This is a genomic window from Pseudomonas sp. stari2 (assembly GCF_040760005.1).
Classification (GTDB): domain Bacteria; phylum Pseudomonadota; class Gammaproteobacteria; order Pseudomonadales; family Pseudomonadaceae; genus Aquipseudomonas.
In genome coordinates this window covers 3,702,964-3,723,698 of sequence record NZ_CP099760.1, presented here as the reverse complement: position 1 = coordinate 3,723,698, position 20,735 = coordinate 3,702,964, and the positions used below count along the sequence as shown (strand labels likewise).

Here is a 20,735-nt window from a genome sequence, read left to right as displayed (position 1 = left end):
CATGAAATACAGTGGAATTCTGCGCATCGGGTACAAGCTTCTGGTCAATGATCGCGCCAAATTCTCCGCGTTACTGGTGGGTATCACCTTCTCGGTGTTCCTGATGATGCAAATGACCGCCATGTTCGCCGGCATCCTGAACCGCGCCTATTCGACGGTCACCAATGTCGGTGCACCGATGTGGATCATCGATCCGGCGGTCAACACCCCGACGATTGCCATCCCGTTGCCGGACTACCTGCTGGACGCAGTGCGCAGCATGCAGCAGGTGGAATACGCCGTCCCGGTATTCATTGGCAGCGCCCAGGTGCGCCTGGAAAATGGCACATATCAAGGGGTTAGCGTGATTGGTCTGGACGACACCAGCCTGCTCGGCCGTCCGGCCCTGGAGCAGGGCGCCATCGAGGATATCTACGCCGAAAACGCGTTCATCGTGGTTCACGATGCTGAGTTCGCAAAACTGGGTAACCCTGCCATCGGTACCTCGTTCGAGCTCAACGACCACCGGGGCACCATCGTCGGCATCGCCAGGGTTCTGGTCGGTGGATTGACCGGAGTGCCGACGCTTTACACAACCTACCGGCGTGCCATCGAATACATCCCTACGACACGCTTCACCGTGTCATACATTTTGCTCAAGCCCAGAAGCCGGCAAGGTGAGGCAGCCATCAAGCAGCAAGTGGCGCGGTTGGGCTACATCGCCCTGACCAGGGATGAGTTCAACCGGCGTATTGCCGACTTCTACATCTATCAGACCGGTGTCGGGACCAATATTCTGATGATGACAGTCATCAGTTTTCTGGTCGGCCTGTCGATTTCCGGTCAGACGTTCTACAGTTTCATTCTGGAAAACCTGGATAAGTTTGCCGCTTTGAAAGCCATCGGCGCCAAGAGCCGGGAGATGGTCTACATGATCTTCTTCATGGCCATGTTCACCGCGATGACCGGTTATGGTCTGGGCATCGGACTGGTGACTCTGATGATCGTCATCGCACGAACCTATCTTCCCAACTACGCTGCGATCGTCACTTTCTGGAATCTGGGACTGGCGTTTGGTCTGGTGCTGTTGATTGCCGGGTTTTCCAGCTACCTAGGCATTCGCAAGGTGCTGAAGATCGAGCCATTCGACATTTTCAGAGGCTGAGGCCCAAGAAAAAGCCCCTTGCCGGTTTTCCGGCAAGGGGCATACATCTGCGGATTCATTCGCCCTTGATCGGCACGACCTTGTCCGCTTTCATCGCTTCGGGCTTTTTCGGCAGCGAGATGCTCAATACGCCTTTGCTGAAGTGCGCATCGATCTTCTCGGCGTCGACCCCTTTGGGCAGGTTGAACACCCGCTCGAAGGAACCGTAGTGACGCTCGCTCAAGTGATAACCCTTGCGTTTTTCTTCCTTGTCTTCCTTTTTCTCGCCCTTGATGATCAGGCTGCCGTTGGACAGTTTGATCTCGATGTTCTTCTGATCCATGCCGGGCAGTTCTGCGGTGATCTCGAAGCTTTTATCCTTTTCGGTGATGTCCACGGCAGGCACGCTGCGGGTGAACAAGTCACGCGAGAAGAACGGTTCGACATCGAACAGTCCGCGGCTGAAGGGCGACATAAATGATCCGCGGTGGAAGTCCTCGAACAGGTGGTCGACCTGTTGCCGCAGCTTTTCCAGCGGGCGCCAGAGGTCGGTCGTCACGGGCACCTGGTTCGATTTTACGTCCGCATGTTCCTGCATTTTTTTCACGGAATTGCTCATTTTCGGTACTCCTCTCGGATGGAAAGCGCAGCGCCGGACGTCCTGTCGGCGAACCGCGCGGACTGAACGAACTCCTTACAACGTCAACGTCCCGGACCACAGCATCCAGCCGGCGTAGGCCGCTGCGGCCCAGATGATGATCAGCAGACCTGTCTCGGGACCGCCAAGGGGCTGCCCCTCACGGGATTTCAGCGTGCCCAGGTAGATCAGTGAGCCGGGGGCGTAGAGCAAGGCGCTGAGCAGCATGTATTTGGGGCCGGCGGCGTACAGCAGCCAGACGCAATACAGCGTGGCGACCAGCGCGATGGCCAGGTCTCGCACTTGCAGGGCGCGATGACCGGCGTAGGTTTCGCCCTGCCAGGTCATTTTCAGTGCATACAGACTGCTGAGCAGGTAGGGCAGCAGAATCATCGAGGTGGCAAGGGAAATCAGTGCCAGGTAACTGGCGCTCGAGTACAGCGTCAGCAACAGAAACAGCTGGATGCATCCGTTGGTCAGCCACAAGGCGTGGGCCGGTACGCCGCGGGTGGACTCTGCGCCGAGCGACGGTGGCATGACCTTTTCCTTCGCCGGTGTGAACACCGATTCGGCCGCCAGAAGGGTCCAGGCGAGCAGGGCGCCACCGACCGAAACAATCAGGCCGATGCTGATCAGCACGGCACCCCATGGCCCGGCGGCAGCCTGCAGTACGCCGGCCATCGAAGGGTTTTTCAGGGCGGCCAGTTCCGGCTGTTTGAGAATGCCCAGGGACAACAGGGAAACCGCGATCAGCAGCAACAGGGTAATGACAAAACCGATGACCGTGGCGCGTCCGACATCAGCGCGTTCTGCGGCGCGGGCAGAAAACACATTGGCGCCTTCGATCCCGATAAACACCCAGACCGTCACCAGCATCGTGCTCTTGACCTGGTCGAGGGTGCTGCCCAGCGCCGGAGCGCCCCAAAAGTCCATGGCGAAGGTGTCGCGCCGGAAGGCCGCGATCACAAAACCGATGAACAACAGCAGCGGCACGATCTTGGCCGCGGTGCTCAGGGCGTTGGCACGGGCCGCCGTGCGCATGCCCCGCAGGATCATCCAGTGCAACGACCAGAGCACGACCGACGCACCGGCAATCGCTGCCTTGTTATTGCCGTCGCCAAATGCCGGAAAGAAGTAACTCAGCGCGGCAAACAGAATCACCAGGTAGCTGACGTTGCCGATCCAGGCGCTGATCCAGTAACCCCAGGCAGAGTTGAAGCTGAGAAAATCACCACCCAGTGCCCGGGCGTAGGCGAATACACCGTTATCCAGTGCCGGCTGGCGGTTGGACAAACTCTGATAGACCAGTGCCAGAGACAGCATGCCGACTCCGGTGATCAGCCAGCCGATCAGGATCGCCCCGGCCCCGGCGCTGGCGGCCATGTTCTGCGGCAGGCTGAAAATGCCGCTGCCGATCATCGAACCCACCACCAGCGCCACCAGCAGGCTCAGCGTCAGGCGCCTGGGCTCACTCTTGCGCAAACTGCCAATCAGTGGCGGATGCTGGGCGGGGGTAGCGCCCGGTTGAAGGTCTTGCAGTTGAGTAGCCATGACGCGCCTCCACGAGACAAGATGGTCGGCATTGGCCGCGGACGCGGTCATGCGGACGTCGAGGATTAATCTCGTCGAGAAGCGCGCAGGCGTGTTTGATTAAAATCAACTGAGAGAAAAACGCTTTCGGCTGAGCGCGCAGGCACACAGGGCACCTGCGCGTCATGATCAGGCGGTTGCCGCAAGGGCTTTCCGAGCATGTCGATGCGGCAACCGGGGGCCGCATCGTTTACGGTGAGGCGCATGTCATGCAGGCGCGCGACCGCCGAAACCATGCTCAAGCCCAACCCGTTGCCTGGCGTATGGCGGCTGGGTTCGGTGCGGTACAGCCGGTGCAACACCGCGCTTCCTGACGCTTACTGCGACTTGAAGGTCAGGACCGTAAAAGTGTCGGGGTGAAACACCGGGTCGGGTTTGGGTTGTTCCCGGCTCGACGCGGGTTGGGTGAAGTCGGCGGTGAACAGATAGGCCTGACCGCGTTGGGCGTCCAGCACCATGTTGTGCGCCCATGGCCGGGTCCCGACTGTGCCGAGCAGATGGTATTGACTCTGATTGTCGCGCTGGATAATCGCGAGGCTGGCGTCGGCGCCGCTGGGCACCAGCAACTGGTCTTTCATCCGATCGTAAGCCAGCGCGTTCACGGCACGGCCGATGGGCAGGGTGCTAAAAGCTTTACCCGTGGCCAGATCCGCGATCACCAGAGTCGGATTGTTCCCTCGACAGGCCACAAACAGACGCTGGCGCGATTCGTCCACCGCCAGTGCGCTGGGCTTGCTGCAACCCTTGAATGTCCAGAATTGCTGCTGTTCGAGCTTTGCTCCTGAAAGCACGGCGACTTTATCCTCGTCGCGCATGGGGACGATGAAGTGGCCGTTTTCAAGGATCACCGGGCCGTCGAGCTTTTGCGCCGGCACATCCACCGCATCGGTCAGACGATCGGTTTTCGCATCGATCAGATACAGCGTCGAATGATCGCCGCGCCGACCGCTGGTGACGATCAACCGGTCGCGGCTGGCGTCATAAACCAGGTTGTTGAGGTTGCCTGAATCGAGCTTGAGCCGTTGCAACACTTGCAGACGATCCAGCGCCACGATACCCAGCGTTCCATCCATGTTGGCGACATAGGCGCGGTTGCGTTCCGGTACGAAGGCGACGGCGTTGGCGCCGGTTGAGTTGTCGAGGGTCTTCAGCAGTTTCTGTTGGTCGACGTCGAACACCGACAGGCCGTTTTCGCGGCGGGCGACGAACAGATGCGGACCCTTGGGTTCCAGTGCCGCGAAGCCCCAACTGTAACCGTCGCCTGGCAATACCGTTGAAGCGTCGAGGGTGTATAGCAACGGCTCCTTCGCTTGAACATGGGGGCCGGTCAGGCCAAGCGCCAAGCCTGCAAGTGCGAGCCACGTTTTTGAAAACAACATCAAAGGCCTCAGAATTTTTCTTGAATGGACGGGTGTGGAATCGCGTTCGGCGGCCGATACAGGACCAGAGTACCTTGCTGATCTGCACGCTGCGACGGCCGCATTGCTACTTTTCGTACTGAGCCCAGGTGTGTTATTTTTTTGAGCAGGTGATTGAAAATGTATGCAAAGTGGTGTAGCGGCTGCGTTCAGTGGTGGTTTGTCAGTAAACTGGCAGTGGGTTATTTTTTTTGAGGTGGTTGTTCTTTTGCTTAACTCACGATTTGATTAATTAATATATGAAGGGTTAGGCAGTTGGATATAGAGTTCGTCAATCACGCCTCATTGCTTCTGGAAGAGAAGGGCAGTTATTTTCTTACTGATCCCTGGTACGTTTCTCCAGCGTTTGGCGGGTGGATTCAAAACCCGTCACCCAGAACAGCAATGATTGAGAAGTTGCTTTCTCTTTCGGTCGATAAACTTAATGTCATCATTTCGCATGGTCATGACGATCATCTGGATGAGTTTTTCATTCAGCAGCATCTGGCAGACGCCACGTTCTTTGTTCCGAAGTTCAAGACGAATGGGCTGTCCAAACGTATTGAGCGCCTTACCGGCCGTTATCCGGTTGAGCTGACAGAAGAGGCGCATTGCGTCGACGGAGTGGAGCTGAGATGCTTCATCAATCCGGATTTCACGGAATACGATTCGATTGTGACTATCGTGTCTGAAACCGATGCGGTCATTCATGCCAACGATAACTGGCACGAGTATCCGGTTGCGCTCACCGATGCGCTCAATGAGTGTTTGAGTACGGTCCCGGTTGAACGTCGTTACTTTTTTATCCAGTTCGGAATCGCTGACAGTTTTCCGGTCAACTACCCGTCCTTTGACAAGCAAAGTGCGGACGAGATGATCGAGTCTCGATTCAAGTCCTATCAGGCCGCAACCACGGCTAACCTCAAACATCTGGGGCTCGATAAGGGTTTCTATTACGCGAATCAATCGCTGTATCAATACCCGGCCTCTTGGGATAGAGGTTCTCTCTACGATCTTGCGCAAGACTTTTTGCGCCGAAATCCAGGGCCGTTCACCCAGTGTGTGTCCGGAATCGACATAAAAACGGGTCAGCTCCACGAGTCCCCAGGTGAAGAGCTCTTTGATTTGCTGCTTGAGCAGCTCGAGCGTTTTCTGAACAAGGCAGTGGGCGGTCCTGTTCCCGTGAGATTGCTCACGGCGTCGGATGAATACGAGAGCGGTACTGTCGGCTACGAGGCTTCGCGGCATGTCTGGTCAAGGATATTGAACGCCGAGCTGACGCTGGAGGCGATTATCATCGGAGGCATGGGGCTCGTGCACAGGCCGGATCAAAATATATCCAGCATCCACGCCAGGGTTTCCAAACTGGCCTACCTGATTCAAAGCAAACTCATTTCGAACGGTCTTAACTTTTTGATGGAAAGTAAATGAAAACTCAAGACGGTCAGCTGTTTTTCACCCCTCCCAGCCAAGCGGATGCCTACAAGGAGCTGCGGGATATTCATGGCGAGATTCATACAATCGCAGGGGAATACTGGAACTGGCCTTCGGTTGCTACTCTGTCTAGGCCTTCCCTGGCGCGAATCTTGAACCTTAACTTCCTGTACGACGAGATGCTCCCTGTCGCGGGATCTATCTGCGAGTTTGGCGTTCATTACGGCAGCAGTCTGGCAACGTTGCTGAATCTTCGGGCTATCAAGGAACCCTACAATTACTCGCGGCATATCTTTGGCTTCGACACCTTCAGTGGTTTTGCCGAAGTTGACGAGAAAGATGGTGCGCAAGTAAAAGCGGGCGATTTTCATGTAGACGATGGCTATGAGAATTTGCTGGAGCGGCTTCTCCAGGCTCAAGAGTCGTTAAGCCCGAATAATCACCTGAAGAAGTTCACTCTGATCAAGGGCGATGCTTCAGAGACTTCGAAACGATGGCTTGAAGACAATCCTCACTCGCTCATCTCGATGGCCATTTTCGATATGGACGTCTATAAGCCGACGAAGGATGTGCTGGAAGCGATCAAGCCACGACTGTCAAAAGGTTCGATTCTGGTATTTGACGAGCTGAACTGCCCTCACTTCCCGGGCGAAACACAAGCGCTGCTTGAAGTGTTTGACATGAACACTATTCAGGTCCTGCGTTCGCCGTTCCTGCCTTACGTATCGTACTTTCGCTTGTGATTTGCAGTGATGCGCTGTCTGAATGGTCTGAGTCATTCAGCGTATCTGCTTTGCTTCAGAGGCCGGTCAATCGGTCTTTGAGGCAAGGGTTGCCCATCAGCACGCGGACTCATCAAGACGCTTGTGCGAGCTTTAATACGATTGTCAAAACGCAGGTTGCAGCCATGGTTTTTACACCTAACCTGAACATGGGCATCTGTGTGTACTCCGCCAGTTTCAAATCTGCATGACTTCAATGCCCATGAGTGGATAGCTGCATCCATAGGCAAGGAGTCTGAAAATGAACATCCCTCGCGCGCTCTGCGCAACTATCGTTTTGAGTTTGACCGCTTGTTCGTCCACCCCTCTTATCTACAATGCCAGCGATAACTCTCCAGGCACTATAAAACCGTTACAGAAACTGCTCCCTGACAACACCCCTGTGAGGCTGTTTTTTGTTCATGGTGTAGGAGATCACTGTCCGGGTTACGCCCTGGGTCCTGACGGCTGGTTGAATGAAAAAAACGCTGCTGCGATGGGATTGAAACCCGTACCCGGCGGAATCAAATCTGATGAATTCATCAATGTGAACGTCTTTATGGGGGGAGAAGAAGACCCACACTCAGGGGTGAACGTCCTCAAAAGAAATTACTCTCTGACTCTGCCTGACAGGGACCGCGCAGTGAGCGTAGAGGCGATTGAAATTACCTGGTCACCCCTGACCCGATGGCTGAAAAGCAATCAGCTTGGATATGACTCGCCGTCTGTTTTCGCAAATAAAAAACGCGAGCCATGCATTGAGTTCCCCGACCCGAAAATTCCTGCAACGGTACAGGCGCCACCAAGGCTTTTGCTCGATAAAACAATCAAGGAGCAGGTTTTTGACCGGAACTTGTCCGATGCCATTCTCTATACCGGAACCTATGGGCAGACCATGGTGCGGGGGCTTGCAGAGGGGATTTGCCATGCCATCACGCCTACGGACAAGGATAAAAAATGTGTATGGCCCTCTGCGCAGGAAAGTGAAAAAACACCGCACAAGAATTTATTCGTGACCCACAGTCTGGGCAGTCGCATGACTTACGACATGTTCCTCGACCTAATGGACCGGACAAAAGACAGTGAGACCAACCCTTTTCGCTACAGCGAACGCAGCAGCGCTCAGGGATTCATCGAAAACATGATCACGAATACGCCTGCCTTCTACATGATGGCGAATCAGCTTTCGTTGCTGGGTTTGGCCAAAGTTCCGCCACTAGCCCGCTCCAGTGATAGCGTTGCACATCCTTTTTTTCGGCAGTTATTTCCTGTAAGTGACTTTGATGCTCTCTCGTTTCAGTCGCAAGAAAACGCAGGACCGGTTGCGTACGGAAATGTTCTTTCGGAACTCGCAGATTTAAAATCAACCGTAGAAACGAAGACCGGAAAACAAACCGATGGCCTTCAGATAGTCTCTTTCAATGACACAAATGACCTGCTCACCTGGCATATCCCGAGTTGGTACGCTAACGCTGAGGCTACGCCGGGAGGGCGGCCGCGGATCGATGTGACAGACGTATTTGTGCGGAATGCACCCAAGCTCCTGATAATGGAGAGCCCCCTGAACGCGCACGTTGACTACTTTAAAAACCCGGACGTCAGGGATCTCATCCGTTGCGGCGCTGCCAATGGCGAAGTCCTGAAGTGCCCGGGGCGTTGACCTGGTTGTAATATCCAGAAAGCCCGGATACGACAAAGCCCTGATTATTCAGGGCTTTGTCGTTTCGATGGGGGCAAAAAATCTGTCCCTATTTCACAAAATTTCAGCGCTCGGCAGGGAAAGGGGCCCGGTACGGTTCATGCCCGGTCCATCGCCTCATCCAGCCCTTGATCTTCACCGAGAAAACCGCCGCTCTGATGCTGCCAGAGCCGCGCGTAGGTGCCGTTTCGTTCCAGCAGCTCGGCGTGGGTGCCTTGTTCGATGATACGGCCCTCGTCCATGACAATCAGTCGGTCCATGGCGGCAATCGTCGACAGCCGATGGGCGATGGCGATGACGGTCTTGCCTTGCATCATTTCATCCAGGCTTTCCTGGATAGCGACTTCGACTTCGGAATCCAGTGCACTGGTGGCCTCGTCGAGCAGCAGGATCGGCGCGTTCTTGAGCATCACCCGGGCGATGGCGATACGTTGGCGCTGACCGCCGGACAGCTTGATGCCGCGTTCGCCGACCAGGGTGTCGTAACCGGTGTGACCCTGACGGTCGCTCAGTTGGCTGATGAAGCCGTCGGCCTGGGCGTTGATCGCGGCGCGGTGAACCTGCGCATCGGTGGCGTCCGGGCGTCCGTAGGCAATGTTGTCGCGGATCGAGCGGTGCAGCAGCGACGTATCCTGAGTGACCATGCCGATCGCGCTGCGCAGACTGTCCTGTGTCACCTGCGCGATGTTCTGGCCATCGATGCGAATCGTACCGCTGTCGACATCGTAGAAGCGCAGCAGCAGGTTGATCAGCGTGGATTTGCCGGCGCCGGAGCGGCCCACCAGGCCGATTTTTTCCCCGGCGCGGATGTGCAGGCTCAAGCCGTCGAGCACCTGACGTTCACCGTTGTAGTTAAAGTGCACGTTGTCGAAGGTCACGGCGCCGCCGGAAGGCACCAGCACGCCGGCGTCGGGCGCGTCTTGCACCTTGGGGCCGCGGGTGAGGGTGGCCATGCCGTCCTGCACGGTGCCGATGTTTTCGAACAGCGAGGTCATCTGCCACATGATCCAGTGGGACATGCCGTTGATCCGCAATGCCATGGCGGTGATCGCGGCCACCGCGCCCGCACCGACCTGACCATGATGCCAGAGCCACAAGGCATAGCCGCCGGCACCCAGGATCAGCCCGACGACCAGGGCCTGATTGACGATTTCGAACTGGCTGACCAGACGCATCTGGCGAAAACCGGTGAGCTTGAAGTCCTCCATCGCCGCACGGGCGAAGTGCGCTTCACGGTTGGAATGCGAGAACAGTTTGACGGTGGTGATGTTGGTGTAAGCGTCGGAAATACGCCCCGTCATCGACGAGCGCGCATGGGCCTGTTCCTGCCCGACCTGTCCAAGGCGTGGCACGAAATACAGCATCGCCAGCCCGAAGAGGGCGACCCAGGCAATGAATGGCAGCATCAGTTTCAGGGCAAATCCACCGGCCAAAGCGATGATCGCAATGAAGTAAACGCCGATACCGGGAGCGATTTCGATGATCGTGAACAGGACTTCGCGTACGGCCAGCGCGGTCTGCATCACTTTGGTCGTGACGCGACCGGAGAACTCGTCGGAAAAGAACGAAAGGCTTTGCCGCAGCATCAAGCGATGGAAGTCCCAGCGCAGGCGCAGCGGCAGGTTGATCGCCAGAATCTGGTGCTGGACCATCGTGCGCAACGCCACAAGGCCGATGCTGGTGAGCAGGACGATGGCGATGCCCCACAGCACGCGGCTTTCCTGACCGCTCGCGGCGCCGCCGGCCTGCCAGGTCGAGAGCAAGTCCACCACTTGCCCGAGAAACGAAAACAGCCAGGCTTCGTAGATCGACACACTGGCACTGAGCAGCGCCAGCGCAAGCACGTAGCCACGGGCACCCCGGGTGCAGGCCCACAGAAAACGCATCAGGCCAACGGGCGGTGGCGGCGCCTCGTCGGGCGGGAAAGGATCGAGCCTGCGTTCAAACACGCGAAGCATAAGGGTCTCCGAAATGATCAGGTTCAGGGGAGTATGCCATCTTCGTCGCTGGCCCCGGATAGGAGGACAGCGATCGCTCGGCCATCTTTGACCATTGGTCAGTTCTCAATACTATCCAGCAGGGTAAAGACTATTTTTTATCCGGGTCAGCGAAGTGACAGCAGCCCTTGGGAAACGGTCACTTTAGCTGAGGCCGGTGACGCAGCTTTCAGGATGGATCTTGAAAGGCGCGGGGCATCGTTCATCCGATGCGTAACGGAGCCCCCCCGTGCCTTTTTACTTGTTAAGGAGAACGCAGATGGCAAGCAATCGAGTACTCGAAACCTCAGACAAAACGGCGCTCGTCGAAGCCGAGGTGTATCGCTGGTACAACCTGTTTTTCCCGTGGTCACGCGGCATGTCTTCGCAATCGGAAGGCGCCATTAAGCCTTTGTACGATGCGCTGGCGGACGATTTTCGTGTGGTGCTCACGGATGGCCAGATCATGGAACGGGCGGACTACTGGGAGCGACTCTGGGGCCTGCATGGCAAGCGTGCCGGAAGCCCCGAATCGCATATCACCAATCTCTCGATCACGCCGCTACCCGGTGGCTTTTTCCTGACGGTGTTCGACTTGGTCAAGGACGGGATTACCAAGAAAAAAGTCGATTCGGCGCTCATGCGTCTTGATGAGAAATCCCCTTCGGGTATTTCGTGGATTTACGTCCATGAAAGCGAGCATGAGAGGGCGGCCGCGTAAGTTTTCCGGTTTCAGTTCTGTGCGCCGGTCGCGGTGCACGACTAACCCGCAGTACTCTGGGTGATCTTTGGAGCCGTTTTCCTGTTGTGCGGGCTTGCGTCTCGAAAAATTTGCAAGCGACTGTGTGACGGAAAAACGGTGTTTCGGCGCATCTATCGGAGGTAGTACTGCTGCCGCTGCATAAGCCTGGCCTTGCGCCGGGCTGTTTCATTTCCGGAATTTGTAAAGGCGAGAAAAGGCTCGGATAGAGCCTGGCGGCTCTTGGATTACTTCAGGCAGCGGATCAGAATCTTGAATAGCATCTGCTCGGGTGAGGCCCGCGTCATCCTGCAGGTTCCAGAACGAAATATTTTCAGAACGCCAGAAACGACAAAGCCCTGAATAATCAGGGCTTTGTCATACATAAGATGGCGGAGGCGATGGGATTCGAACTCATGGACCTGTTACAGTCGACGGTTTTCAAGACCGTTGCCTTAAACCACTCGGCCACACCTCCGTTGCGTTGCGGGCGCCATAATACCTGAATGAAACACACTGTCAAACTCTGTGCATGGCTTGTTACAGAGCGTCTGTTATGATCTTTGCGACTGAACGTTTCAAACCAACAGGAGTGTCGCCATGCGCGAACAGGATTACGCAGTTCATAACAGCGTGCAGGCTGAGCAGCTAGAGGTTAGCCGCGTCCTGCGCAACACATACGGCTTGCTGGCGCTCACCCTCGCTTTCAGCGGTGTGATGGCTTTCGTGGCCCAGCAGATGCGCGTCGGCTACCCGAATATTTTCGTGGTGCTGATCGGTTTCTACGGCTTGTTCTTCCTCACCAACAAACTCCGTGATTCGGCCTGGGGCCTGGTGTCGGCGTTTGCCCTGACCGGTTTCATGGGTTTCCTGCTCGGCCCGATCCTCAACCGTTACCTGGGCATGCAGGGCGGCGCTGAAGTGGTCAGCTCCGCGTTCGCGATGACTGCACTGGTATTCGGTGGCCTGTCGGCCTATGTGCTGATCACCCGCAAGGACATGAGCTTCCTCGGTGGCTTCATCACCGCCGGTTTCTTCGTGTTGCTGGGTGCGACGCTGGCGAGCATGTTCTTCCAGATCAGCGGCCTGCAACTGGCGATCAGCGCAGGTTTCGTGCTGTTCTCGTCGGTCTGCATTCTGTTCCAGACCAGCGCCATCATCCACGGCGGCGAGCGCAACTACATCATGGCGACCATTAGCCTGTATGTATCGATCTACAACCTGTTCATCAGCCTGTTGCAGATCTTCGGCATCATGAGCCGCGACGACTGATCGCTACACCGCTATAAACAAGAAACCCGCGAAAGCGGGTTTTTTGTTGTCTGCAAAAACGTGATCAGTTGATGATCATGCTGCCATCGGCGTGCTGCTTGTAAATAGTGTAGGGCAACAGAAATGTATCCAGCACCCCGGAAACGGCACCATCAACCACCAGCCCCAGGGACGCGTTCTTGTAGTTGAACGCATCGACGTCATCCGGTTTTTCGGCGTGCAGCATGCAGAAGTCGTACGTCACGCCGCTGTAGATGCGCGGTACGGCGCCGCAGTAGGTTTTTTTCGCCTTCAACTGATCGACGTTCGTTTTATCGCTGAGCGCCACGGTCTGTATGGTTCCGCAACCTGTCAGCATCAATGCCGCCAGTATCACTGCCTGAATTTTCATGCCGCGAATCCTTCGCTGAAAAAAAGCAATCTACGCCGCTCACGCCATCGGCGGCAATCGTCGTTTGACAGGGGTCTTCTTGACGATCGCGGTGTTGGTTTCGGCCAGTGTATTGAGTCGATCGAGCAAGGTGTCCAGCTGCTCCATCGAACGCACATGCAGACGGGCGATGAAACAATCCTCGCCGGTAACCTTGTCACACTCGGTGAACTCGGGAATCGACAGGATCTGCCGTTCCACTTCCTGCAACTGCCCCGGCAATGGCCGCACGCGGACAATCGCCTGCAACTGGTAACCGAAGCACTTCGGATCGATCTCCACGGTGTAGCCCTTGAGCACGCCGCGCTCTTCCAATCGGCGCAAGCGCTCGGCCACGCTTGGTGAAGACAATCCGCTGATCTGCGCCAGGGCCTTGAGCGAACGCCGGGAGTCTTCCATCAAGGCCCCGATCAAGATCTGGTCGATATCGTCGGTCATACAAATAACTCCCGCATTAGGCGAATGACGCAAATCACCCTTGATAAAAAAGGCAGAAATCGAGTTTAGCCTGCTTTTTGCGCTGGAGAAGCTCCGGTCTCGCTTGGCATACTTTTGCCACACATTAAGGAGATTGATGATGGACAAAACAATCCGTCGCGGCTCATTCGAAATGACCGCTGCCATGCTGATATCCGGGACGATCGGCTGGTTTGTGCTGGTGTCCGGGCAACCGGTGCTGGACGTGGTGTTCTGGCGCTGCGTATTCGGCGCCGGCACCTTGTTGCTGATCTGCGCCGCTTTCGGTTTCTTGCGCCCGGACATCCTGACCCGTACCACGTTCCTGCTGGCCGTGCTCAGCGGCGTGGCGATTGTTGGCAACTGGGTGCTGCTGTTCGCCTCCTATTCACGGGCCTCGATTGCCATCGGTACGGCGGTATACAACGTGCAGCCGTTCATGCTGGTGGGACTGGCTGCCCTGTTTCTTGGCGAGAAGATCACTCTGCAAAAACTGTTCTGGCTGGCGATTTCGTTTATGGGAATGTTGGCCATTGTCAGTGCCCACGGCGGGCAGGGCGAGGGCGGCAATGATTACCTGATGGGGATCGCACTGGCACTGGGGGCGGCGTTTCTGTACGCGATCGCTGCGCTGATCATCAAGCGCCTGACCGGCACGCCGCCACACCTGATTGCCTTGATCCAGGTCTGCACCGGCGTGCTGCTGCTCGCGCCGTTCGCGCATTTTTCAGCGCTACCGCAGGCACCGAGTGCCTGGGCCAGCCTTGTGACGCTTGGCATCGTCCACACTGGTCTGATGTATGTTTTGCTCTACGGGGCGATCCAGAAACTGCCGACCGCACTGACCGGCGCACTGTCGTTCATCTATCCGATTGCGGCGATTTTCGTTGACTGGTTCGCCTTCGGCCATCAACTGCAAACCCTGCAATGGATCGGGGTGGCGGCGATCCTGCTGGCCGCCGCCGGCATGCAACAGGGCTGGGGCTTCAAGTCGCGGCGTCTGGCGGCGCAGTAACCTCAAATGTTCCAGCGCGGTGCGGTTTTCGCCAGACGCTGGCGCATTTCGCCGATGTTGGACGCCAGTTGCCGGGTCAGCAGACGGTAACCGTCCAACGGGCTGTAGACCGGGGCGTCGAGGCTGGCGTCCGGCAATTCCAGCGGGCGCCCAAGACGCTGGGTCGCACCGGTTTTCAAGGCCCGTGCCATACCGATCAGTTGCACACGGATCTGCCGGTGCTCGGCCTTCAACGCCGATTGCAGGTGTGCCATGGCTTCAGGGTCGTTGGTGTCCGGACGGGTATTGCCGAGGATTTCCAGGGTGCTGATGCACATGCGCAGGTTGCGCTGGATCGCGTCCAGTTCGGTCATCGAGACCTTCACCTCCTTGGACACCGACGGCATCAGCGAGCGCAATTGCACCATCACCGTGTTCAACCGGCCCATCAGTTTCAAGTGTTCATCGGCCGAAACCGGTTCACCGCTGATGATTCGCCCGTACACGGTGGCGCAATCGCGCAACGCGTCGGCCAGGTTGTAGCGCCACGAATACACCGCGTACAGCGGCAGGGCGAAGGAAAAGGCCAGGGCCAGGGCGATACCGATCAGGATATCGACCCCGCGCCACAGCCCGTCGGTGATCGGGTTGTCGCCATGCCCGGCGACAATGAAGACGGTGATGGCCGAGAGCAGGGCGGTGTAGCCGCCCTTGCCGATAGCGTGATACGAGAAGAATCCGCACACCACCGCCATCGCAAAATAAGTCAGCCACGGCATCCCCAGCCAGGCCTGTTGAGCCACTAATAACAGACCGACGCCGGCACCGATCAAGGTGCCGGTGGCGCGTTCGGCGGCTTTCTTGCCGATGTTGCCGTGGTGCTGCAAACCTCCGATCACCACCAGCATGGTCACCGACGCCCACTCGCCGTGGGGCAGGTTGATGCCGGTGGTCAGCAGGATTGTCGCGAGCAGTCCCAGTGCTACCCGCACCGCATGAATCAACCGTGCATGCCGGTAGCGACGGTACGGATCCAGCAGCGGCCGCAGAATCCGCCGCAACAGCGGCGGCCAGCGGTGGGGGCTGAAAGTGCTCAGCGGTGATCCCTCCTCAGAAGATGTAATCGGTGGCGATGAAATTCGAATCCCGCCCGCGAATGATTTCGCTGATCAGGTCCTTGTTGGGCTCCTGGAACTTGGTCGCCACCAGCGTCCGGATCGAAAACACCCGCAACGCATCGTGTACCGATAGCGTGCCTTCGGCGGAGTTCTTGCGGCCGTTGAACGGGTAGGTGTCCGGGCCGCGCTGGCACTGGGCGTTGAGGTTGATCCGCCCGACCTGGTTGGCGAAAGTGTCGACCAAACGACCGACCGCTACCGGGTTGGTGCCGAAGATGCTCAGTTGCTGGCCGAAGTCCGATTCCAGCACGTAGTCGATGACGGTGTCGAGGTGACGGTACGGCACGATCGGCACCACCGGACCGAACTGTTCTTCCTGATACACGCGCATCTGCGGCGTCACCGGGTACAGCACCGCCGGATAGAAGAACGATTCCCGCGACTCGCCGCCATTCGGGTTGACCACTTGGGCGCCATGGTTTTGCGCGTCGGCCACTAGCCCATGCAGATAATCGACCTTGCCCGACTCCGGCAGCGGTGTCAGCGATACGCCGTTGTCCCACGGCATGCCCGGTTTGAGGCTGGCCAGTTTGGTGTTGATTTTCTCGATAAAACTCTCGACCACATCCTCATGCACAAACAGGATTTTCAGCGCGGTGCAGCGCTGCCCGTTGAACGACAGTGAGCCGGTAACCGCTTCACTCACCGCGTTATCCAGATCGACTTCCGGCAGGACGATGCCGGGGTTCTTCGCATCCAGCCCCAGCGCGGCGCGCAAACGGTGCGGTTTCGGGTGCAGCTTCTTCAGGTCGCTGGCGGCCTTGTTGGTGCCAATGAAGGCGAAGATGTCGATCTTGCCGCTGGCCATCAGCGCACTGACGGTCTCGCGGCCGCTGCCGTAGATCACGTTGATCACGCCGGTCGGGAAACTGTCGCGGAAGGCTTCGAGCAGCGGACGGATCAGCAGGACGCCGAGCTTGGCCGGTTTAAACACCACGGTGTTGCCCATGATCAGCGCCGGAATCAGCGTGGTGAACGTTTCGTTCAGCGGATAGTTGTAAGGCCCCATGCACAGCGCGACGCCAAGCGGTACGCGGCGGATCTGGCCCAGCGTGTCCTGTTCCAGCTCAAAACGGCTGGAGCGGCGGTCGAGTTCTTTCAGCGCATTGATGGTGTCGACGATGTAGTCGCAGGTGCGGTCGAACTCTTTTTCCGAGTCCTTGAGGTTCTTGCCGATTTCCCACATCAGCAGTTTCACCACGGCGTCTCGCTGTTGGCGCATGCGCCCGAGGAAGGCTTCGACGTGCTGGATACGTTCGGCCACTCGCATGGTCGGCCACAGGCCCTGGCCCCGGTCGTAGGCGCGGACGGCGGCGTCGAGGGCGGTGAGGGCGGTGTCGGCGTCCAGCAGCGGCGTGCTGCCGAGGATCACTTGTTCGTCGCCGTTTTCGCCGTGCAGATAGACCGGGCTGCGCACGGTAGCGAGCGGGCCGTCCCAGCGGCGCAACTCGCCATCGACCAGGTATTCGCGTTGCTCGACCTGACTGTCGAGGCGGTATTTTTCCGGGATGTCGCTGACAGAAGGGAACAGGTTGCCAAGGATGTTTGCTGTGGTCATGTCGCTACCCCGCGTGTCATTGAAAAAGTCTGTAACGGTTATACGCCTGAATGCGCCGAAATTTAAACCCGCAAATGTCACGCGAATGTCACGCAAAGGCGCATGGCAGAGGGGCAGGGCAGAGGGGTAGCGACACCGCGAACGCTACAGGAGTGCCCGACTCCTGAGGGAACCCGACTGGCCCCGGATGCCCCCTTCGCTGGCCCGCAATGCCCTCAACGTCCTGGCATCGCTGCCTTAAGGTGTGATCACAACAATAAGTGATGCCACACGCGAGGATTGTTATGCGGGCAAGCCGATTCACTTTACTGCTGCCATTGTTCCTGACGCTGTCAGGCTGCGGCGAAGACGCCAAACCCCCGGCCAGCACCAACAACGCCATTCCCAAAGACCCGGCGCTGGCGCAGATCTACGCCAACAGCTGCCAGCTCTGTCACGCCAACCCCGCCGCGAATGCGCCGCTGACCGGCGACCGCAAGGCCTGGGAGCCGCGCATCCAGCAGGGCGCCGACACGCTGCTCGACCACGCCATCAACGGCTACAACGGTATGCCGCCGATGGGCCAGTGCGTCGAATGCTCGGAAGAACAATTCCTTCAGTTGATCGGCTTCATGGCCGACCAGCCGCTCCCACAATAAGGATCCTGGCATGCCGATAGATCTGACACGCCGGCAGTTGTTGCAACGGGCAAGTATCGTCGGGGCGTTCAGCGCGCTGGCTTCCAATCCGGCGCTGGGCCAGTTGATGCGCGCGCCACGGCTGATTCCCTGGCGCAACTGGTCGGGCGGGCAGAGCTGCCTGCCGGCGGCGCGGGTGGCGCCGAAGAATCTGGATGAACTGACGGCGGTGATTCAACAGGCACCGGGCAAGATTCGTCCGGTCGGCTCGGCGCATTCCTTCAGCGCACTGGTGCCCACCGACGGCACGTTGCTGTCCCTGAGCTACTTCAATGGTCTGCTCGACCATGACCCTAAAACCCTGCAAGCCGAATTCGCCGCCGGCACGCCGATGTCGCGCATGGGAACGCCGCTCAAGGACGTCGGCCAGGCCCTGCAGAACATGGCCGACATCGACTACCAGACCCTCGCCGGAGCGATTTCCACCTCGACTCACGGCACCGGCAAAACCTTCCAGTCCTATTCCGCCCACGTCTGCGGCATGCAACTGGTGACCGCCAGCGGCGAGGTGCTGGATTGTGACAGTCAGCGTCATCCCGACGTATTCAACGCGGCTCGCGTGTCCCTCGGCGCGCTGGGCGTGGCAACCAAAATCCGCCTGCAGAACCGCCCGGCCTACCGCCTGCGCGAACGCCAGTGGATCGCCAAGACCGAAGAGCTGCTGGAAGACATCGACAAGAACACGAGCGAAAACCAGCACTGGGAAATGCTCGTCGTCACCCATTCCGACTACGCCTTGTCCATCGCTCTCAACGAAACCACCGACCCGGCCACGCCACCGATCCCGCCCGAAGAGGAGGGCGGCAACGAGTTCGTGACCCTGATCGAGAAGATCGACAAGTACGGCAGCGATTTCCCGGGCCTGCGCAGTTCGCTGCTCAACAGCCTGCGGCATCTGGCGAGTTTCGAGGATCGGGTGGGCGACTCGTTCGACATCTACGCCAACGTGCGCACCGTGCGTTTCAACGAAATGGAATATTCGGTGCCCGCCGAACACGGCCCGGCGTGCCTGCGCGAGATTCTCAAGCTGATCCGCGACAAGGACCTGCGCACCTGGTTTCCCATCGAGTATCGCTACGTCAAGGCTGACGACATTCCGCTGAGCATGTTCGAGGGGCGCGATAGTTGTTCGATCTCGGTCCACCAGCATTACCAGATGGACCATCACAACTTCTTCGCCGCCGTCGAGCCGATCTTCTGGAAGTACAACGGCCGCCCGCACTGGGGCAAGTTGCACACGCTCAACGCGCGCACGTTGCAGACGTTGTACCCGCGCTGGCAGGAATTCATTCAGGTACGCCAGGCGCTGGACCCGAGCGGCAAGTTTCTTAACGGGCATCTGGCATCGATTCTGGGGGTGAGCTGATGGCGGTCAATCGACGCAATTTTGTGCTTGGCACCTTGGGTGTCGGCGCCTTGCTGGTGGGCGTTGGCGCATGGCTGCGGCCGGGGGATCGCGGCGGGCCTTACAGTGAATATTTCCGGGCGCTGAACAACGAGCTCAAGACCAAAGGCCCGATGCGCCCGGTGTTGTTGATCGATCTGGAACGCCTCGACCACAACATCGACGTGGTGATGGGTTCGGTGAAGCGCAGCGGCAAGCACCTGCGACTGGTGGAGAAATCGCTGCCGTCGCCGGGGCTGCTCAGCTACATCGCTCAAAGGGCGGGGACGCAGCGACTGATGTCGTTTCATCAGCCGTTTCTCAATCACGATGCACAGGTTTACCCGCAGTCCGACATCCTGCTCGGCAAGCCGTTGCCGGTCCGTTCTGCCGAGCTGTTCTACCAGACCCACAAAGGCCCGTTCGACCCGGCGAAACAACTGCAATGGCTGATCGACAACCCCGAACGCCTGCAGCAATACCTCGCGCTGGCCCAGGGACTGGGCACCCGAATGCGGATCAACATCGAACTGGACGTCGGCCTGCACCGGGGCGGGGTCAGTGATCTGAACGTGCTCGGGCAGATGCTCGCGCTGATCGCCGCCAATCCTCAGCACCTGGAATTCGCCGGGTTCATGGGCTATGACCCGTTCGTGGGCATGGGCGTGCCGGGAATTCTCGGCTCGCCCGAGGAACTGTTTGCCAAGGTGATGGTGATTTATCAGCGCTGCGTCGACTTCACCCGGCAGCGATATCCGGCGCTGTGGCATGACGGCTTGTGCCTGAACACCGCCGGCAGCCCGAGTTATCGCATGCATGAAAACGAAACCCTGAGCAGCGAAGTCTCGGTGGGCACGGCGATGCTCAAGCCGACGCACTACGATCTGCCGTCACTGGTGGAGCATGTGCCTGCCACGTACATCGCCACGCCGGTGTTGAAAAGCACTGGCGCCGTTAACATCCCGGCGCTGGACGACAAATCGAAATTGTTCTCTTGGTGGGACGCCAACCAGCGCCAGACCTTTTTCATCTACGGCGGCAACTGGATGGCCGAATTCGAATCGCCGCCGGGGCTGCAGAGCAATGGCGTCTACGGGCGCAGTTCGAATCAGGAGATGGTCAACGGTTCGAATGCCGTGGGGCTGACGGTGGAGGATCAAGTGTTCCTGCGGCCGACCCAGACTGAAGCCGTTCTCCTGCAATTCGGTGATCTGCTGGCGGTGCGCGGCGGCAAGATCGTCGATACCTGGCCGGTTTATTCCTGACGTTAAATCACGACGAAAACCTGTGGGAACCAGCCAGTTTCCAAAGGTTTTTTATGCCCGCCGTTTCCCGATCAAATTCTGTAATGAAGCTTTTATGACAAAAGTTCGGTAGCACATCGCCAGTCCGGTCATGCCTATGTAACGCGCTTGAGGGGCCCAACAGGG

Annotated in this window: 18 protein-coding genes, 1 tRNA gene and 1 pseudogene; 10 read left to right on the top strand and 10 right to left on the bottom strand. The window is 58.1% G+C overall.

From position 1 onward, the window contains the following. Position 1 precedes the first annotated feature (1 nt). Entirely contained in the window at positions 2-1,144 is a 1,143-nt protein-coding gene (locus NH234_RS16705; protein ID WP_085731763.1) for an ABC transporter permease, read from the top strand. A 55-nt stretch (positions 1,145-1,199) separates the two neighbouring features. On the opposite strand, the gene NH234_RS16700 is transcribed toward NH234_RS16705, so the two are convergent. The 4 genes and pseudogenes from NH234_RS16700 to NH234_RS16685 all read right to left on the bottom strand — a co-directional run bounded on the left by NH234_RS16700 (position 1,200) and on the right by NH234_RS16685 (position 4,729). Further along, positions 1,200-1,742, bottom strand: coding sequence for an Hsp20/alpha crystallin family protein (locus tag NH234_RS16700; RefSeq protein WP_085731762.1), 543 nt, complete (start codon positions 1,740-1,742; stop codon positions 1,200-1,202). 75 nt (positions 1,743-1,817) lie between these two features. Further along, the gene (locus tag NH234_RS16695; protein WP_367253424.1) at positions 1,818-3,311 is read right to left on the bottom strand and encodes a basic amino acid/polyamine antiporter; all 1,494 of its coding nucleotides are present in this window, start codon (positions 3,309-3,311) and stop codon (positions 1,818-1,820) included. A gap of 65 nt (positions 3,312-3,376) precedes the next feature. Continuing rightward, positions 3,377-3,655 (bottom strand): annotated as a pseudogene (locus tag NH234_RS16690) (hypothetical protein); the annotation flags it as partial. 12 nt (positions 3,656-3,667) lie between these two features. After that, complete coding sequence (locus tag NH234_RS16685) at positions 3,668-4,729, bottom strand: YncE family protein (protein WP_367253423.1); 1,062 nt, start codon at positions 4,727-4,729, stop codon at positions 3,668-3,670. Between the two features lie 294 nt (positions 4,730-5,023). Between NH234_RS16685 and NH234_RS16680 the strand changes: the two genes are divergently transcribed. The 3 genes from NH234_RS16680 to NH234_RS16670 all read left to right on the top strand — a co-directional run bounded on the left by NH234_RS16680 (position 5,024) and on the right by NH234_RS16670 (position 8,602). Then, entirely contained in the window at positions 5,024-6,178 is a 1,155-nt protein-coding gene (locus NH234_RS16680; RefSeq protein WP_367253422.1) for an MBL fold metallo-hydrolase, read from the top strand. Further along, on the top strand, positions 6,175-6,924 hold the full coding sequence (locus tag NH234_RS16675; protein ID WP_085731757.1) for a class I SAM-dependent methyltransferase: 750 nt from the start codon (positions 6,175-6,177) through the stop codon (positions 6,922-6,924). Before NH234_RS16680 ends, NH234_RS16675 begins: the two co-directional genes overlap by 4 nt. A 280-nt stretch (positions 6,925-7,204) precedes the next feature. Then, a complete protein-coding gene (locus tag NH234_RS16670) occupies positions 7,205-8,602 on the top strand; it encodes a hypothetical protein (RefSeq protein ID WP_085731756.1) in 1,398 nt (465 codons plus the stop codon). 137 nt (positions 8,603-8,739) lie between these two features. Here the strand turns inward: NH234_RS16670 and NH234_RS16665 are convergent, their stop codons facing one another. Further along, a complete protein-coding gene (locus NH234_RS16665) occupies positions 8,740-10,599 on the bottom strand; it encodes an ABC transporter ATP-binding protein (protein ID WP_367253421.1) in 1,860 nt (619 codons plus the stop codon). A gap of 298 nt (positions 10,600-10,897) precedes the next feature. Here NH234_RS16665 and NH234_RS16660 point away from each other — a divergent pair, with 298 nt between their 5' ends. After that, on the top strand, positions 10,898-11,338 hold the full coding sequence (locus tag NH234_RS16660; protein ID WP_367253420.1) for a hypothetical protein: 441 nt from the start codon (positions 10,898-10,900) through the stop codon (positions 11,336-11,338). A gap of 408 nt (positions 11,339-11,746) precedes the next feature. Here NH234_RS16660 and NH234_RS16655 read toward each other — a convergent pair. After that, positions 11,747-11,834: transfer RNA gene (locus NH234_RS16655), tRNA-Ser, on the bottom strand. Positions 11,835-11,956: 122 nt separating this feature from the next. On the opposite strand from NH234_RS16655, the gene NH234_RS16650 reads away from it, so the two are divergent. Next, positions 11,957-12,628 (top strand): Bax inhibitor-1/YccA family protein, encoded by a 672-nt coding sequence (locus NH234_RS16650; RefSeq protein ID WP_027613775.1) that lies wholly within the window; start codon positions 11,957-11,959, stop codon positions 12,626-12,628. A gap of 64 nt (positions 12,629-12,692) precedes the next feature. Here the strand turns inward: NH234_RS16650 and NH234_RS16645 are convergent, their stop codons facing one another. Both NH234_RS16645 and NH234_RS16640 read right to left on the bottom strand, forming a co-directional pair. Continuing rightward, a complete protein-coding gene (locus NH234_RS16645; RefSeq protein ID WP_367253419.1) occupies positions 12,693-13,019 on the bottom strand; it encodes a YceK/YidQ family lipoprotein in 327 nt (108 codons plus the stop codon). A gap of 39 nt (positions 13,020-13,058) precedes the next feature. Continuing rightward, positions 13,059-13,496 (bottom strand): Lrp/AsnC family transcriptional regulator, encoded by a 438-nt coding sequence (locus NH234_RS16640; protein WP_064381847.1) that lies wholly within the window; start codon positions 13,494-13,496, stop codon positions 13,059-13,061. A gap of 139 nt (positions 13,497-13,635) precedes the next feature. Here NH234_RS16640 and NH234_RS16635 point away from each other — a divergent pair, with 139 nt between their 5' ends. Continuing rightward, positions 13,636-14,529 carry a DMT family transporter gene (locus NH234_RS16635; protein WP_085731173.1) on the top strand — a complete coding sequence of 298 codons (894 nt, stop codon included), beginning with the start codon at positions 13,636-13,638 and terminating at the stop codon, positions 14,527-14,529. A gap of 2 nt (positions 14,530-14,531) precedes the next feature. On the opposite strand, the gene NH234_RS16630 is transcribed toward NH234_RS16635, so the two are convergent. Continuing rightward, the gene (locus tag NH234_RS16630) at positions 14,532-15,572 is read right to left on the bottom strand and encodes an FUSC family protein (RefSeq protein ID WP_367257197.1); all 1,041 of its coding nucleotides are present in this window, start codon (positions 15,570-15,572) and stop codon (positions 14,532-14,534) included. Between the two features lie 46 nt (positions 15,573-15,618). After that, the gene (locus NH234_RS16625) at positions 15,619-17,244 is read right to left on the bottom strand and encodes an NADP-dependent glyceraldehyde-3-phosphate dehydrogenase (RefSeq protein WP_085731172.1); all 1,626 of its coding nucleotides are present in this window, start codon (positions 17,242-17,244) and stop codon (positions 15,619-15,621) included. A 284-nt stretch (positions 17,245-17,528) separates the two neighbouring features. On the opposite strand from NH234_RS16625, the gene NH234_RS16620 reads away from it, so the two are divergent. The 3 genes from NH234_RS16620 to NH234_RS16610 all read left to right on the top strand — a co-directional run bounded on the left by NH234_RS16620 (position 17,529) and on the right by NH234_RS16610 (position 20,570). Next, complete coding sequence (locus tag NH234_RS16620) at positions 17,529-17,882, top strand: c-type cytochrome (RefSeq protein WP_085731171.1); 354 nt, start codon at positions 17,529-17,531, stop codon at positions 17,880-17,882. Positions 17,883-17,958: 76 nt separating this feature from the next. Continuing rightward, positions 17,959-19,287, top strand: a complete 1,329-nt coding sequence (locus tag NH234_RS16615; RefSeq protein WP_367257195.1) for a D-arabinono-1,4-lactone oxidase — start codon at positions 17,959-17,961, stop codon at positions 19,285-19,287. 74 nt (positions 19,288-19,361) lie between these two features. Further along, entirely contained in the window at positions 19,362-20,570 is a 1,209-nt protein-coding gene (locus tag NH234_RS16610; RefSeq protein ID WP_367257193.1) for a DSD1 family PLP-dependent enzyme, read from the top strand. Positions 20,571-20,735 lie beyond the last annotated feature (165 nt).